Source organism: Clostridioides sp. ES-S-0123-01 (assembly GCF_020658415.1).
In the GTDB taxonomy this organism is placed as follows: domain Bacteria; phylum Bacillota; class Clostridia; order Peptostreptococcales; family Peptostreptococcaceae; genus Clostridioides.
The window spans coordinates 210,129-227,188 of record NZ_JACVWD010000002.1; the positions used below are offsets into that span (position 1 = coordinate 210,129).

16 protein-coding genes are annotated in these 17,060 nt (G+C 28.7%); all 16 read right to left on the reverse strand.

The features are described from left to right. Positions 1–152 precede the first annotated feature (152 nt). The gene (phnW, locus tag IC175_RS19585; RefSeq protein WP_227830873.1) at positions 153–2,063 is read right to left on the reverse strand and encodes a 2-aminoethylphosphonate--pyruvate transaminase; all 1,911 of its coding nucleotides are present in this window, start codon (positions 2,061–2,063) and stop codon (positions 153–155) included. Positions 2,064–2,320: 257 nt separating this feature from the next. Beyond that, positions 2,321–3,106, reverse strand: coding sequence for a DeoR/GlpR family DNA-binding transcription regulator (locus IC175_RS04505; RefSeq protein WP_227434368.1), 786 nt, complete (start codon positions 3,104–3,106; stop codon positions 2,321–2,323). Between the two features lie 308 nt (positions 3,107–3,414). Beyond that, complete coding sequence (gene dltC / locus IC175_RS04510; protein WP_227434367.1) at positions 3,415–3,645, reverse strand: D-alanine--poly(phosphoribitol) ligase subunit DltC; 231 nt, start codon at positions 3,643–3,645, stop codon at positions 3,415–3,417. An 18-nt stretch (positions 3,646–3,663) separates the two neighbouring features. Then, positions 3,664–4,812 (reverse strand): D-alanyl-lipoteichoic acid biosynthesis protein DltB, encoded by a 1,149-nt coding sequence (gene dltB, locus IC175_RS04515; protein WP_227851176.1) that lies wholly within the window; start codon positions 4,810–4,812, stop codon positions 3,664–3,666. Further along, positions 4,812–6,326 carry a D-alanine--poly(phosphoribitol) ligase gene (locus tag IC175_RS04520; RefSeq protein WP_227830874.1) on the reverse strand — a complete coding sequence of 505 codons (1,515 nt, stop codon included), beginning with the start codon at positions 6,324–6,326 and terminating at the stop codon, positions 4,812–4,814. Before IC175_RS04520 ends, dltB begins: the two co-directional genes overlap by 1 nt. A gap of 14 nt (positions 6,327–6,340) precedes the next feature. After that, positions 6,341–6,481, reverse strand: coding sequence for a hypothetical protein (locus IC175_RS04525; protein ID WP_227434522.1), 141 nt, complete (start codon positions 6,479–6,481; stop codon positions 6,341–6,343). Next, a complete protein-coding gene (gene dltD, locus IC175_RS04530) occupies positions 6,447–7,637 on the reverse strand; it encodes a D-alanyl-lipoteichoic acid biosynthesis protein DltD (protein ID WP_227434364.1) in 1,191 nt (396 codons plus the stop codon). Before dltD ends, IC175_RS04525 begins: the two co-directional genes overlap by 35 nt. A 242-nt stretch (positions 7,638–7,879) precedes the next feature. Further along, complete coding sequence (locus tag IC175_RS04535) at positions 7,880–8,851, reverse strand: Gfo/Idh/MocA family protein (protein WP_227824333.1); 972 nt, start codon at positions 8,849–8,851, stop codon at positions 7,880–7,882. Positions 8,852–8,887: 36 nt separating this feature from the next. After that, positions 8,888–9,907 carry a Gfo/Idh/MocA family protein gene (locus IC175_RS04540; protein ID WP_227851177.1) on the reverse strand — a complete coding sequence of 340 codons (1,020 nt, stop codon included), beginning with the start codon at positions 9,905–9,907 and terminating at the stop codon, positions 8,888–8,890. Positions 9,908–10,102: 195 nt separating this feature from the next. After that, positions 10,103–10,636, reverse strand: a complete 534-nt coding sequence (locus IC175_RS04545) for a putative ABC transporter permease (protein ID WP_227434361.1) — start codon at positions 10,634–10,636, stop codon at positions 10,103–10,105. Positions 10,637–10,737: 101 nt separating this feature from the next. Beyond that, positions 10,738–11,418 carry an HAD family hydrolase gene (locus tag IC175_RS04550; protein ID WP_227434360.1) on the reverse strand — a complete coding sequence of 227 codons (681 nt, stop codon included), beginning with the start codon at positions 11,416–11,418 and terminating at the stop codon, positions 10,738–10,740. A 28-nt stretch (positions 11,419–11,446) separates the two neighbouring features. After that, positions 11,447–12,736, reverse strand: a complete 1,290-nt coding sequence (locus IC175_RS04555; RefSeq protein WP_227434359.1) for a hemolysin family protein — start codon at positions 12,734–12,736, stop codon at positions 11,447–11,449. Between the two features lie 231 nt (positions 12,737–12,967). Then, a complete protein-coding gene (locus IC175_RS04560) occupies positions 12,968–13,642 on the reverse strand; it encodes a flavodoxin family protein (RefSeq protein ID WP_227434358.1) in 675 nt (224 codons plus the stop codon). Between the two features lie 25 nt (positions 13,643–13,667). Further along, positions 13,668–15,011 (reverse strand): uracil-xanthine permease family protein, encoded by a 1,344-nt coding sequence (locus IC175_RS04565; RefSeq protein ID WP_227824338.1) that lies wholly within the window; start codon positions 15,009–15,011, stop codon positions 13,668–13,670. A 163-nt stretch (positions 15,012–15,174) separates the two neighbouring features. Next, positions 15,175–15,522: a TIGR03792 family protein gene (locus IC175_RS04570; protein WP_227824339.1), complete on the reverse strand. Its 348-nt coding sequence runs from the start codon at positions 15,520–15,522 to the stop codon at positions 15,175–15,177. 119 nt (positions 15,523–15,641) lie between these two features. Beyond that, the gene (gene lpdA, locus IC175_RS04575; RefSeq protein WP_227482062.1) at positions 15,642–17,042 is read right to left on the reverse strand and encodes a dihydrolipoyl dehydrogenase; all 1,401 of its coding nucleotides are present in this window, start codon (positions 17,040–17,042) and stop codon (positions 15,642–15,644) included. Positions 17,043–17,060 lie beyond the last annotated feature (18 nt).

Consider the following 17,060-nt stretch of genomic DNA (forward strand, 5'->3'; position numbering starts at 1 on the left):
TTAAAGACAGACAAAAAAATAATAGAGGAAATATTTTATATGAACTATGAATCTTTCTTAGATTTCCAATTCAAATAAAATACCCTCTATTATTTAACTATTTACATATACTTGTCTCTAAACTTTATAACCTATCAATGAACTTATATAATCTACATGTTGATAAATTTCTCGATTACCTCAGCTAATCTATCCATATCTTTTGGATAAACTTCTCCTATACTTCCTATTCTGAATGTATCTACATCAGTCAATTTACCTGGATAAATAACAAATCCATTTTCTTTTAGATAAGTGTAGAATTCCATAAATTCAAATTTTGCATTCTTAGGATATAGGAAAGTTGTTATTACAGGTGACTGAGCATCATCATTCACCAATGTATCAAACCCTAGAGATTTTAATCTCGAAGATATTGTAAATTGATTTTCTTTATATCTAGCATATCTTTTTTCAACAGAACCTTCTTCCTCTAGCTCTAGTAATGCTTGATAAAAAGCTCTTACAACATGTGTAGGAGAAGTAAATCTCCATTTACCATTATTATTTTCCATAGTTTCCCATTGAGCGTATACATCAAGAGATAAAGATTTAGCAATTCCTTTGCATTTAGCTAATTCTTCTCTGTTAGCTATTATAAAACCAAATCCTGGTACTCCTTGTATACATTTATTAGAGCTACTCACTAAAAAATCTATATTAAAGTCTTCAACATCAATTTTAATTCCACCAAAACTACTCATTGCATCAACTATGTAAACTTTATTATATTTTTTTGCAATCTTACCTATATCTTGTATAGGATTTAATCTACCTGTAGTAGTTTCACAATGAACCATTGATATATGTGTAATATCTTTATTTTCTTTCAATAAATTTTCCACTCTGTTTAAGTCAACTGCTTCTACATCACTAAATGTACAGTCAACATATTCTATATTTAAATAACTGCATATGTCCTTCATTCTCTTCCCATATGCTCCATTTGCAATTACAAGAAGTTTACCATTCTTTGGGATAGTGCTTCCTATTGTAGCTTCCACTGAGAAAGTACCACTACCTTGCATTAATACACTTGTGTATTTTTCTGTATTTTTTGTAGCTAAAGATACTAGTCTTCTTCTAACATCTTGTACCAAATCATTATATTCAACATCCCATGTACACCAATCTTTTAACATAGATGCTCTTACTGATTTAGTAGTAGATAATGGTCCTGGTGTAAGTAATATGTAATCATTTTCTGGTACAAAATCTGACTTAATTGTTTCATTTTCTATTTTTACTAAAACATCTTCTAATTCAGCCATAGTTTCTATAACAAAATGCGCTCCTGCTTCTTTAAATTTCTTTGAAACTGCTTCCATCTTAACTTTTAATTCTTCTTTATCCATATTTTCTACTTCTTCTTGTGTAAGTCCTAATTCACTTGAACCTTTTATTACAGCAACACTCCACATTCCAGCATTTACACCTTCTTTTACATCACTTAATGTATCTCCAACTTTTACCATAGCACTCATTGGAGATACTCCCAAAGCTTCAGCGTTTTTATAACACATCCAAGGATATGGTCTTCCTTGAGATACTTCTGATGGAGTTACAAGAAAATCTGGTGAATATCCCTTTTTAGCTGCATTTGGTTCAACTATATTCATCATTTCTCTTGTATAACCTGTTGTAGAACCTATTTTTAATCCATTTTGTCTTAATCTCTCAATAGTTTCAACAACATGAGGAATTGGAGTTGTATACTCTTCTAGAGTTTCAAATAACATAGGTTCAAATTCAGCATAAAGTTTGTTTACATCTTCCTCTGTTGGAAATCCTCCAAAATTCTCTGCCCAAATATTTTTTATTCTATCCATTTCGCACATTTCTCTTATATGATCTATTTTTAATTTTCCCATAGGTTTTCTTGCTTCTTCCATTGTTACATCTATACCTCTTCTTTTAAATATCTCTATAAATACATTAAGAGGTGCAAAACATCCATAATCTACTGTTGTTCCAGCCCAGTCAAATACTACTGCCTTTATTTTTTCTCCATATAACTTTTTCATATTTATAACCTCCATAGATTCTCATTTAGAATTTTCGTGTTTTTAATTGTTTTTACTTTTAAAGTATAACTTTTTCATGTTAATTATACATCATATTTAGGTTAAATGTATATTAAATTTATGTTTTTAATTGTTTTTACTTGTTTTTAGTTTTCAATATAAAAATCACATTAAAACTCTATACAAAAAATTAAAATTTGTAATCTTCTTTTTAGGTTAAATCTATGAATTGGTTAAATTTTATAAATTTATCATTTCTATTTTGCTTCTATCCATGTTATATTTGATTCATTTAATTTATCTCTCCATTCATTTGGAGGTTCTGCATCACAAATAACAAAATCTAATTCATTCAAATCAGCTATCTTGTACATACTTACAATTCCTATCTTAGAACTATCACATAATACAAAACTTTCCTTTGAATTTCTTATATACTCTTTTGACAATAAAGCTTTACTTTGGTCTATGCTACTAATTCCAAAGCTGTCAATTATACCTTCACTAGATATAAATGCTTTATCTACATATAAGTTTTTCATAGCATCTATTGACATCTGACATGCTGTTCTTTGATGTTTTAAATTTACTTTACCACCAATGAATATAACTTCTCCATCAAATACGCCTTGGTTTTCATATGAAATCAACTTTGATAGCACAGGATAAGAACTGGTGATAACCTTTAGATTTTTTATAGAAACTATGTAATCCACAATTTGTAAATTAGTAGTCCCTTCATCTATTACAATTGATTCATTATCATTCACAAATTTAGCTGCATACTTAGCAATACTTTGTTTCTTTTCTAAATTAGTGCTATTTCTTTTTATATGTTCTGGCTCAATTACTCCATAATTTATTTTTACAGCACCACCATAAACCTTTTTTAACTTATTTTCACTTTCTAATTCTTCCAAATACCTTCTTATTGTTTCCGATGATACTTCTAGTTTTTTTACTAATTCTTTAGTATTCACCTTTCCTTTTGCATCTAGCAGTTCTAATATTTCTTTTTTTCTATCTATTGAATTTAAAGACATTAAGTTCTCCTCCTAAATATGTATTCTACTTTTATAAGATTATAATTAACATCTAAGCTCATAAAGTAATTCTAATATATGACAAAAGATATTTCACTCAATTTAATATAGTATATCTTACAATAGATATTACTATTAATTTATATAGCATGCAATCTTTCATTCATACCTTAAACTTTTCACTATTTTATTATTTATACAACTAAGTTATATCTCTTTACAATAAAAAAATCCATCAAATATCAATATTAGATGGACTTTATAATCTTTTATTATGTAAATTAATAATTAAACGTTTAGTTATTAATTTATTTTCTTGTTTCTAAGAATTTTACTAAATTATTTACAGTAGACATGTCTTTTCTTTCTAAATCAGTTGGTTGAAGTTCTATTCCAAGTCTATTTTCAATCTCAAGTAAAACTTCAATTATAGCTAATGAGTCTAAAAGCTCTGTTTCAAATAAGTTAAGGTCTAAATCATCTCTTATCTCATCAGTTCCTAATACATCTTCAAATATTTCTATAACTGTTTCCTGCATAAATTTGCCTCCTTAAAATTAAGCTAAATATCCTGAGAATATCAATAATCCAAAACATACAATATGGAATGTAATGAAAATTTGAACTCTCTCAAACCATTTTTCTTTTTTATGTTTCTTATAAAATTTAGATTTTCTCTGATATATATCAGTTAAGACAAGTGCTAAGCCTTGATACACACCATAAGCAATGTAAAACCAAGTTAGTCCATGCCAAAATCCCATTGTTATCATTGTTATCATCTGAGCTACATGAGCAGCAGTAGTTCTTTTCTTAAATCTTTTCTTTCTCATTGAAGACATAACAAATCTTGAAAAAATATAATCTCCAAACCATCTTGAAAGACTTATATGCCATCTTGTCCAAAACTCTTTCATATCCTTACTTATAAATGGTTTATCAAAGTTTATAGGTACTTTTATTCCAAATATATATCCTGTACCTATAGCAAATAAACTGTATCCTGCAAAATCAAAGAACAGGTATAAACTATATGCATACATATAACTTAAAATGTTTATAAACCTCATATCTTTAGGTATTATTGACACCCAATATGTATTTATCAAAAATGCTATAACAAACTTATAACCTACTCCCATAACAATGTTTTTTATTCCAGGCAATAAGTATTCTTCTAGATACTCTTTTCTAGATATTTTATTCTCTAAATCCTGTTCAAATCGTCTTGACCTGTCAATAGGACCAGAACTCAGTGTTGGAAAAAACAACATAAAATAAAGCATATCTGAAATCTTAACTTCTTTTATAGCACCATCATAAATTTCAATAACCATTTGTATAGCCCTGAAATTTAAGTATGATATTCCAATAAATCCAATCAATCCAAAAGATGTAACTGGAGATATTTTATTAATTATTATCGGAAGCATTGATGCAGACAAAAATCCCCAATAGATATATTTGTTTTTAGTTTTTCTTCTTACATATTCGTATCCTTTGACTATTATTACTTCTAAAATGATAAATATCAACAAGTATTTAAACTGAACATCTATTCCTACAATCAAAAATATCATAAATAAACTTGCCAACATACCATAATACTTTATATTTTTACCCATTAAACCTAAAATCACTGCTGGTATTGATGTTAATAATAATATGTAAAGATAAAAATAATCTCCATACTGTGAAAAAATCATTAAATTTCCTCCATAAGTTTCTTTCTGTCTATTTTACCATTGATATTTGTTGGAAACTCAGAAATTATTGCAATATTTCTTGGAATCATATACGAAGGTATATACTTTCCTAGTTCCTTTTTTATCATCATCCCATTTTTGATATTACCTAAATCATTCTTCTCATTTAACTCAACAATACCTTTTAAATAAGCAATTTTTTCATCCTTATATATTGGTAAAACTACTGCGTTTTTTACATTATGAACTTTTCTCAAATTATTTTCTATATCTTCTATTTCAATCCTAAATCCATTTAACTTAATTTGAAAATCTTTTCTTCCACAATAGTATATAGTTCCATCTAAGAGATATCCCATATCACCAGTTTTATAAGCTCGCCACTTTACACTATCTATTTCATCATAGAAAAATACTTCTTCAGTCTTCTCTTTATTATTAAAGTAACCTTTTGAAACTGATGGTCCAACTATTATAATCTCACCTTTTTCATTTTCTTTCAGTTCATTTCCATTTTCATCAAGTATTTTTATTTTACAATTTTGCATAGGATATCCAACTGGAAGGCTCTTTTCATCATCTATAGCTTCTTGAGTCATATCATTTACACTTACGCCAACAGTAGCTTCAGTTGGTCCATATCCATTGATAACTCTTGTATTTGGAAATCTACTCATAAGTTCTTTAGTAAGATTTTTTGAAAGTGCTTCTCCTATAAATATCATGGATTCAAGTTTAGGAAGCATCTTACTATTAAACTCTTTTTCTGTTACACATACACCTGCAAAAGAAGGTGTTGATACCCATACTGCAATATTAGATTCGCCAAATTGTTTGAATAGCTCTTTATAATCTGCTAGTACATCTTTTGATATTGAAAATAATGTAGCTCCATGAACAAGACCAGGGTATATTGTTGTCACTGAAAGGTCAAAAGAATATGCTGCTTGATTCATTATTACTTTTTCACTTCCATCTATATTTAAATAAGGACTTATCCAATCTACAAAACTATCTAAGTTATTTGAACTTATTTGAACCCCTTTTGGCTTTCCAGTACTACCTGATGTAAATAGTATATATGCATTCTCGTCACCTTTTACCCAGTTTTCTTTATGTAATGACTTTCCTTTATACTCACTTATTATATCATTTAATTTATTCTTATCAATTACATTGATATCTCCAAAGTCTTTTTCATCACTAAAGTTAAATAATACTTTTGGCTTTACTTCCTTAGTAACTTCAAAAACTCTATCTAGTGGAAAACTAATATCAAGAGGAACATATGCTCTACCTGATTTTAAAGCTCCTATCATACATGCCATTATCATATTTTCTTTATTACCATAGATTACTATAGGAGTATCTTCTTCTTTGTATACATTTTTTAGAAAAACTGATATAGCATCTGAATACTCATTTAAATCTTTATAAGAAAGTTTATCTCCATTACATGTCAATGCTATTCTATTTGTATTTGAATATTTTTTTATTCCTTCAATAATTTTCATATAAAAATTCTCCTTTAAAATCCATTATAAATAAATGGCAACTCTTTAAATGGTGTAAATGTTAAAACACCTATTGCCAATATTATAATCATAGTTAAACAAATACTAGTTACTAATTCTTTATTGCTCTTTAAATATTTTAAATAATCTCTCACAGACATCTACCCATCCTTTCGTTCCAAGATGCATTACATCTCTTAAATAATATTTCTCTTTACCTTTATCTTTAAGATTCATAACTTCAAAGCCTTTACTTTCTGCTATATTCTGTGCCTTATCATAAAACTGATTTCTTTCTTTCTCAGAGATACCAGTTAAATCATAAAATTTGCCCATACTTGGAATTAGTACAACAACTGGTTTAATATCTAAGTCCTTGCATACATTTAATAAAAGCTTATAACTTTCAAATTCCTTAGATGTTACTAAGTCTATGCCCTTATCTCTTCCTCTATATTGCTCTAGACCATCTTTAAAATGCTCATTGTAATAATACTTGTCAATGTTTAGAGGATTGTTACCTACTCTCTTCTTAGCATCTTCAATAGCTTTCTTTTTCTCATGTGACCAATTTATAGGTTTTTTTCTTCCTTCTTTTTTGTGTTTATCTAGCCTAATTAATTTCTTATAAAGTATCCCTTTTTCTTTAAGCTCTATACAGTATTTTCTCCCTTGAAAATAAGGCTCTAATAACACCTTCTCAGCTTTCTCATACACTGTCTTAGGTTCATATAGCTTGGCATACAATGCTTCTGCCTTATATTCGTCACTACCCCATAAAAGCTTACTTGATTTTTTTATATATTCAATCTTATTTTGTTTAGATATCTTTGGATTATCTAAAAAACGATAAAATTGTATTGGTGAAAACCTAGACTGGTAATGGTGACTTGTGACTCCATCTTTTTCCATAAACCATTGCATAGAAATTAACAAGACAACCTTCTTATTATCAATATTAGGATTCATACTTCCTAACACTGCAGCATCTTGTAATGTCTGAGTATAAGCTCTACCAATTGCAAATACTTTGTTTTTGCTCCTATCTGTATTAAAATAGTACTTTGGATGTTGTTTTGTTGAATTACTAAGTTCTGATGACCCCAAAATCATAATATCTTTTTCTCTCAAAAAATGATTATTTGCTGTAACACCTTTATCCTTTATATCACTTAAAGTATCATCCATAATTGGAAGTAGATTTTTCTCCCTCAAAAGTTCATCAGTTTTAGAATCAAGAAATTTGTCTAACCCAAATAAAAATACTACGCCTATTATAAATGGTGTAATAAAGTATATCAATTTTCTCATATTTTCTCTCCTCTAAAAATATTCAAATTTATGTTATTATTAATCATATTAGTTTTAATGTATATATTCAACTACAAAATTGTAATAAAATCTCCAAAACTTTTTTTTATTCTGTTACAAATTTGTAAAAAAAAAGAAGAAAATCACTGAAAAAGGAATCTTTTTAGTGATTTTCTTCTTTTTATAATTTGACATTTTAATACTTAATTGTGTATACAATTTAACTTATTTTAAAATTAAATTTACTCAAAAGTATATCTTAATCCCCATTGCTTTCTTATTTCATCCATTAAATTCATGACATCTATAGATGATTCTAGAGTATTGGCTTTTGTTTTATTTAATATACAATTATTGACATATTCAATTTCATATTTTAAAGCTTTTTCTGTATCACCATATTCTAGAGTTTCAATTCTTCCACCATCTGTATAAGTTATTGTAGCTTTTGATGCTCTTGGGAAATTTTCTACAGTTATAAATCCTAATTCACATGCAAGAATACCTCTTTTTGGCATCTTAGCTCTCATAGTTAATGATATTACAGCCATCTCATTCTCAGAATTCTTTAAAATTATTCCAGATTGTTCATCCACACCTGTTTCAAATTTCTTAACAGTTGTTAAAATTTCATTCGGTTGAGATGACATAAAGTACCTAGCAAATGAAAGTGCATATGTACCAATATCAAGCAATGCCCCACCAGCTAAATCTTGACTAAAAAATCTATTATTAACATCATAATCCTTGCAACTTCCAAAGGATACTTGTATCATTTTAATTTTTCCCAAACTTCCAGACTCTACTATCTCCTTTAATTTTTTATATAAAGGCATATAATAAATAGTCATCGCCTCTGCTACTATTAAGTTCTTTTCAATAGCTAAAGTTATAATATCAGTTAGTTGACTTCCATTTACTGTTATAGCTTTTTCACACAACACATGTTTACCATTTTTTAGACTTTTCATTATATATTCATAGTGATTGCAATGTGGAGTAGATATATACACTACATCTATATTCTTATTCTCTAGCATTTTATCATAATCATCATACACATTTTCTATATCAAACTTATTTGCAAAGTTTTTTGCTCTTTCAAGACTTCTTGAAGCAACAGCATACACTTTACAATTCACCTCACTCATAGCTTGTGCAAATTCTGATGCAATAGTTCCAGGACCCAATATAGCCCAATTTATATTCTCCATATTTACCACCTCATATCCTATATATTTTTAAATAAATTACAGACTGTCAGCTGGATAGACAATCTTTCCTTGTCTTCTTATCTCATCCATAATTCCCATTACTATCTTTGAATTTTCATGTGAGTTTATACCAGACTCTATTTTATTATTATTTATAAGAGTTATAAACTCAATAAGTTCATGATATATTCCTTCTATTTCTCTAGGTTTCTCTTCTTCTTTTTCCTTTAAAATAGATATATCTTCTTCAGTTCCATCTTTATATCTAATAACCACCCTTTCAAACAAATTAAGTTTTTCGATTATTATACTTCCCTTTTCTCCTTGTATCTCAGATGGTATGTAAGAATCAGCTATTTTAGAATACTGAACTACTGCATCCATACCATCATATTGGAATATAGCCAAACCTTCTCCATCTACTCCAGTTTGAAGCATATGAGAAAATGATTTTACACATTTTGGAGCACCAAATAGATTTATCATAGGGTGTATGCAGTACACTCCAATATCCATCAATGAACCATTTGACAGTTCTTTTTTAAATGCATTTTCTATAATTCCATTTTTATATTTATCATATCTTGAAGAATACTGACAATAGCTTCCAAAAAATCTTCTTATTTTACCTATCTTATGTAAATTTTCTTTAACTGCTTTAAAATTTGGAACACATGTAATTCTCATAGCTTCCATAAGCAATACATTATTGTCCCTTGCAACCTTTATCATTAATTTTACTTCCTCTAAGTTAGATGCTAATGATTTTTCACACAACACATGTTTTTTGTGTTTTAGACAGGTAATAGCTTGTTTTGAATGCATTGCGTTTGGAGAAGCTATGTATATAGCATCTATAACATCTGATTTAGCCATGGTTTCTAAATCGTCAAAAAACAGACTTGCCCCATGCATCTTTCCAAATTCCTTAGCTTTTTCTAAATCTCTTGAATATACAGCAACTAGTTCAAACTCTTCAATCCTAGATGCAGCTCTTAAAAATAGTTTTGATATATTACTTGTACCAATAATACAAAATCTTATTTTACTCACCATTCAAACACTCCTCATTTTTTATAATTTATTTTAAATAAGTAATACCATATAATAAATAATACTCTATATAAACTTTTGAAACTTATTAGAATGTTAACTTCATCAAATAAAAAAGAAAGCTAACTTTAAATGATTTCACCATTTTAGCATAGCTTTCTTTTAACTACAATCTAAACTTACCTTATACTTCTAAAGTTATATTATATCTCTATTTCCTCTCAGGAATTTTATAGTAAAAATTTCATCCACAAACAATGCTATCAATAATACAGTTGCTATAATTGGCCAATAAGGTATTATTAAACTATATAAATTATCAACTACATACACTTGAAGATACCTTACTCCAATAAAAGTCAATATAGTCCAGTACATAGAAAATTTTAAACATATTATTCCTCTATTATTGTACTTATAGTCTGAATAATCCCAATATACCTTATTAAAATATACCTTCATAATTATGCCTGTGATGTACTCTACTGTTGTTGGCACTACTAAACATAGTAAAAGCAATGCAAATATATTATTTGGGTCAATAAACCTTGAGACCTCTATTATAATAGACATTGCAATTGCATACATTGGTTTAAACGGACCATTCAAAAATCCATCTTCTTGAAAATGACCTTGAGTAAAATAACTATATAAATTTTCAATTATCCAACCTATAAAACCATACAAGAAAAAATTAAATAAAAAATATAATAGAGAACCTACACTATCCATGAATATTCCTCCTAATTGTTTATAATTATTTTTTCTCATATTCATGGATTTATTCTAAATCAAAGAAATTAAATTTAAATTCTTTGATTTAATATTTCATATTATAGGCTACAACATTCTTTAGATTCTAAACTTTTTAGGTATTCTCTAACTTCCAATAAATTTTCAAGTATCTTATGTGATTGTTCTTTAATTTGTTCATCTGGTTCTTTTAAGTCAGGTACATTTATACATTTTATACCCCCATTATAAGCAGCCTCTACTCCCATAGGGGAATCCTCTATAACAATGCAATTTTCGGGATTAACATTTATCTTTTTGGCTGCCTTTAAGAATATTTCTGGATTTGGCTTAGAGTTTACAACATCATCTCCACAAACTATAGCATCAAAGTATTCTTTTAAATTTGCTTTGGCTAATCTTTTAACTGCTCTTTCTCGTTTTGTAGAAGTTGCAACTGCCATTTTATACCCATTTTTCTTTAAAAAAGATATTAATTCATTAACTCCTAATTTGATAGGAGCTCCTTCTCTATCCATAAATTCAATCATATTTTTAGTTTTCTCATCATACAAATCTAATATCGGCACAGAGCTATCATATATCTTAGTAAGACCTTCTATTATCCCTTTACGATTCCTTCCCATAACAGATGTATATATTTCTTTAGTCATAGTGTATCCATACTTTTCAAATGTCTCTATCCAAAATTCAAGAGAGATTCTCTCTGAATCAAACAAAACTCCATCCATATCAAAAATAATTCCTTCTACTTTTTGCATACAATTCCTCCAATATTTTTTGATATAATTATATTACACTTTTTATGATTAATTTTACAACCCTCAATTTATCCAATTCTAATATAGTAAAATTGTAATTTTCAAAAGTTACACTTTGATTTACTTTAATGTTTGAACCAAGCATATAGGATATCCAACCACCTATACTATCAAATCCATCATGTTCTATATCAAGCCCAAAGTATTTATTGATATCATTGATTGATTCAGTTCCATCAACTAAGTAAGAACTTGTTCCTATTTTCTTAATATGAGTTTCTTCTTTATCAAATTCATCTTGAATTTCTCCTACTATCTCTTCCAGTATATCTTCAATTGTTACTACACCAGATGTACCACCATATTCATCTACCACTATAGCAAGTTGGAGTTTTTCTTTTCTTAATTTCTCAAGAGCCTTATCTATAGTACAATTTTCTGATATATATATAATATCTCTAAGTATTTCTCCTAGTTCAATTTTATTTCTGTTTATTTTTTGATTATACAAATCTCTTATATGTACAAATCCTAATATATCATCTTTATTTTTCTTACATACTGGATACCTAGTAACACCTTCATCTCTCAAAATAGATAATATCTTTTCCTCCGAGTCACTTTCATATATACAAATCATATCAGTTCTAGGTACCATTATCTCTCTAATTTTCTTTTCTTCAAATTCAAAAATATTGTCAACTAATCTTTGCTCTGATTCATCTATAAGCCCACTTTTATAGCTTTCTTCAACTAATAATCTTATTTCATCACCTGTATGTGGCTCATCAACTTCATCTGCTTGTGAATATCCAAATGGCTTAAGAAATAAATCAGTGCTTAGATTAAAAAAGTATATTATTGGGTATGTCAATTTATAAAATCCAATCAACAAAAAAGATGTACTTAGCATTATTCTCTCTGTATTATAAAGTGCTAAGGCTTTAGGAACAAGCTCCCCTATTACAACTTCTACCATTGTTATAATTAAAAAGGAAATAGAAATTGATATTGTATATATAACACTTTCACTAAGATTAAATATACTTATTATTGGCAATATTAACTCTTTAACTGTAGATTCTCCCATCCATCCTAGTGCAAGTGAACAAAGTGTTATCCCAAGTTGACATGCAGAAAGATAGGAATTTAGATTATCTTTTATTATTTTGCACCTTTTAGCATTATTATTACCTTCAGCTATCATAGTATCTATCCTAGAACTACGAAGCTTTACCATAGCAAATTCACAAGCTACAAAAAATGCATTTATTAAAACAAGTACTATTATAAGTGTTACATTTAATAACTCCCGCATAAAATATTGGCCCTTATAATCTTATAACATAAGAAATTTATAAGAACTCAAAGTTCCCCCCCTTATATTTATAAAATTTAATTTATAATATATATTCTATCATATTTATTAATATATCTTATTTTATTACAAATAATTTTAAATACAAAATTACCCCTCTTAATATTTATGATGGGTTGTATCATATATTAAGAGGGGCTAATTAAATTTTACGTATGGGCAATATAAATTTTAGTGGTCTTTTACAGGACTTTTTTCAGTTTCACTTGTTATTCCTAATTCTTCTTTTTCAATATTCCATTTTTCAAGACCATATTTAGATATTTTAACAGCTTCTGCTAGACCTCTCCCAAGTCTTTTTATCGTATTCATGCCTACTTCATCATCTTTTGCACCTTGTTCTTTTGCATCTTTACTCCAAATACTAGCACCAGTGTATCCTCCAATAAGTCCTCCTGTTACCAATACCTCATGCATTAAAAAGAAATTTATTATTGGTAATCTGGCCATTTCTTGTCCACCATATCTAGTTCCACCAGTAGTTATAGCAGCTCCTACTTTATTTTGCAAATTACATCCATGTACTAAATACATATGTCTTAATCTATTTAACACAGCAGTCAATTGAGCAGTTATTCCCATATCATAAACAGGAGAACCTATTATAAATCCATCTGCTTCTAGCAATTTTTTTTCTAGTTCGCCCATATCATCTTGTATAGTACATTTTTCTGCTTTTCTCATACAAGCATCACAATGTATACATGGACCTATATTTTTTCCTCTTACAGTCCAAAAGTCAGTTTCTATTCCTGGTATTTCTTTAGCTTCCTCTAAAGCTTGTAGTATTGCATATTCAGTTGCTCCTTTTCTTGGACTTCCACATATTCCTAGTATCTTAGCCATAACTATACCTCCCACAAATTTTAATTTAAGCCTCTATGTTTATATCATTAGACTTATTCGATTTTATTGATAATATATATTTAATTATCATTGCTACAATAAATACTGATACTATACAAGAATTTCCAACTAAGGTTCTAATAATCTCTGGAAACTTTTCTAAAGTCTGAGGAACTGAAGTTATACCTATACTTAAGGTAATTGAAACTCCTGCTATAAGATTGTTATCTGACGTAAATCCACATTGACTTATCATATCATAACCAGCCATAGCAATTGATGAAAATACGATTAAAGCGACCCCTCCTATTATGCATGAAGGTATAGTAGTTATTATTGCACCCAATAATGGCGAAAATCCAACTAAAATTAATACTACTCCTGTAATTGACAATACAAATCTACTAGTAACTTTATTTATAGCTACGATTGCAGCATTTTGACCAAATACTCCTGTTGGTATTGAACTAAATACAGATGCAATTATAGATGTTAATGCATTTCCCATTGTAGCAGACTCTAATTCTTTATCTGTAACCTCTCTATTCATAGCTCCCATTGTAGCAATTGTTGCTGCTCCCATCATATCAGCTATAGCTACCATAAATAAAATGGCAAACATTAATATCAAATCAAGTCTAAATTCTAGACCAAATACCAATGGCTTTGGAAAAGAAAGTATTGATGTCCCTTGAATTGCAGAAAAATCAACCAATCCAAATGCAAGTGATACTAAATAACCAAATATTATACCTATTAAAATTGCAGCATCTTGAACCAAACCCTTGCCAAATTTCATAAGCAAAATTATGACTACAACAACTATAAGTCCTATTGCGAAATTTATAGGTTCTCCAAATGTGGCTGAGCCTTCTCCCCCAGCTAAATTTTTTACAGCGGTTGGAAATAGACTAATACCCATACAGGCAATCATTGTACCTGCTATAATTGGAGTAAATAAATGTCTTATCTTCTTAATTCCAAAGGCTATAAAAAACACTACTATTGCCCCTCCAATTTGAGCTCCAAAAAGAGCTTTAAGCCCATATTTGCCAGCTACTGAAAGACATGCACCTAAAAACACATAATTTGTTCCCATTATTACAGGAAGCTTTGAACCAAGCCTATGCCCTTTAAATAGTGGTATTGAGTACAATTGTAGTAAAGTTGCTATTCCAGCTACCAACATAGCACCTTGCATAAGCATAGTTGACATCTGTTTATCAAGCCCTACTATATTCGATATAAGCATAGCTGGAACCATATTACCAGCTATCATTGAAACAAAATGCTGTAATCCTAAAGGTAAAGCTTCCTTAAAAGGCGGTTTTCCCTCTAGATGAAATTTTGATGTATCGTGCTCTTTCATAAAATAAATCCTCCCATAAATTTTATTTTTCTTTACGACCATGAATTTATTAACAATTAATTTTGAGCTATACACATCTTAATCTAGTTAATTCTTAACTTAAATGATATTTATTTTAACTAAAATATTATTTATGTATAGTTGTTTAGTGCACTTAATCTTATTATTTATATTCTCTAAGTTTATACTTTTTATTGACATCATGCTCTGCTCTTACAAACTCTAAATTTCCTTCTCCCATTAATTCAGACATTCTTTTCTTTCTATCACTTAGCCAATCTTTATCAATATTTTTATAGTACTTGTAATCTGTCCAATATATTATTGATGTTATTTCTCCTGGATTACTTTCACTAATCCATATCTCAGAACCAGCAAATCCTTCTAATAATTCTAGACCTTTAATCCAAATCTCATAATCTAATTGTAAGTACTTTTCTATTAATTTAGTATCTATCCTAAAAGTTAGCTCTTCAATAAATAAAGGTCTTTCAAATGATTTTAATTTCATATTATATACTTCCCTCTTTAATATTTGACTACTTTTTTATTTAAATGCTTTTTACATTTAAGTACTTTCAACATAATATTCTTGCATATAACCACTCTTTATTTTTACTTCTTGCAAGACTACCTTCTAGCAGGAGGTACATGTATTGCTTTACCTACTATTCCCATAGTAGCTTCTGCAAAAGCTTCTGATAATGTTGGATGTCCATGCATAGTACTTACAACTTCTTCAACTGTCAACATTGCTTTCATTGCAATTACAGCTTCATGAATTAAATCACTAGCATTAGGCCCTATGATATGAACCCCATATATTGTAGTCTTATCTTTTGAAGCAATTACCTTAACCATACCATCTGAATCATTCATTGTAAGAGCTTTTCCATTACCAGAAAACTGAAATTTACCAACGACATAGTCTAAGTTTTTATTTTTGGCTTCTTCTTCAGACAATCCAACTGTAGATACCTCTGGAAAAGTAAAAATGGAATTTGGTACTAAGTCATAATCTACACTTGTTTTTTCCCCTACAATTCGTTCAACAACTACTTTGCCTTCTTCAGATGCAACATGTGCAAGCATTATTCCTCCAATTACATCTCCAATTGCATAAATACCTGGTACAGATGTACAGTAATTTTCATCGACTTTTATTCCCTTTTTATCATATTTGATGCCTAAATTATCTAGATTTAGTCCATCTACATCTAACTCTCTTCCTGTAGATATAAGTACATTATTACAAGCAATCTTTGTTTTTTCTCCATTCTGATTTATATCTACTACTAGTTCTTTATCACTCTTAGATATTTCTTCTACTTTTGATGAAAGTAGTATTTTAATCCCCCTTTTATTAAGTAGTTTAGTTAACCTACTAGATACCTCATTATCAACCATAGGAATTATATTATTCAAGAACTCAACTATAGTTACATCTGAACCAAATTCATTTAAAATTCCTGCAAACTCAATTCCTATAACTCCACCTCCAATTATTACTAATTTCTGAGGCAACTTAGTTATTTCTAAAGCTTCTTTACTTGTTATTACTCCCTCCAAATCAATCCCTTTAATAGGAGGCTTAGAAGATTTTGAACCAGATGCAATTAAAATATTTTTTCCTTTAATTATCTTCTTTGAGCCATCTTCTAATTTTATCTCTACAGAATCCTTACTTATTAACTTTGCTTCTCCCTTTTCTACAGTCACTTTATTTGCTTTTAATAATCCTTTTACACCACTAGTTAAGGTCTTAACTATATGTTTCTTTCTTTTCTGAACTTTTTCCAAGTCTAATTTATATTCATCAACTTTTATCCCATATTCTTCAGCATGATTAAAATAATTTAAAACCTGTGCATCTTTAAATAGTGTCTTTGTAGGAATACAACCTGTATTTAGACAAGTACCTCCAAATTCATTCTTTTCTACAATTATAACTTTTAACCCCAGTTGAGCTCCTCGAATCGCTGCAACATACCCACCTGGACCACCACCAATTACGATTAAATCAGCGTTCATATTTATTTTTCCTCCTTT